This is a genomic window from Myxococcus xanthus, from assembly GCF_013116825.1.
Classification (GTDB): Bacteria; Myxococcota; Myxococcia; order Myxococcales; family Myxococcaceae; genus Myxococcus; species Myxococcus xanthus_B.
The window spans coordinates 1-403 of the sequence record NZ_JABFNS010000350.1 but is presented as its reverse complement, the minus strand read 5'-3'; the positions used below and the strand labels follow the sequence as shown (position 1 = coordinate 403).

1 pseudogene is annotated in these 403 nt (G+C 74.7%); it reads right to left on the bottom strand.

Annotation, left to right across the window (positions count from 1 at the left end):
• Positions 1-403: pseudogene (locus HNV26_RS38050) on the bottom strand (hypothetical protein); the annotation flags it as partial.

Genomic DNA, 403 nt, shown 5'->3' with positions numbered 1-403 from the left:
CTCCAGCACGTCGATCGCCTCCGAGAAGGTGCCGGCCGAGGCGAAGAAGACCTGCCCGGCCACCCGATAGGTCCGGGTCCGGCCGTCTTCCGAGAGCGTGGAGGAGACCTGGCTCAACCGCGAGACCTTGCCGGCGAAGAACACGCCGGACAGGAGCACCCCGGCCAGCACGCCCCAGCGGGCCTGCATGCGCTGGGCGATGCCCGCGCGGTGGCCGGCGGCCTGCAGCGCCGCATGCCAGCGCGCGATGCCGTCGCCCGCGATCTCCAGGCTGCCGCGTTCGCCCAGGTCCACCGCCAGGCGCGGCGGCGGGCGGCGCGGGTTCCAGGTCTCGGGCCAGTCCACCGCATCGGGGGCGAAGTATTCCGTCGCGCCGCCCTCGGCACCCACGGGGTGCAGCGTG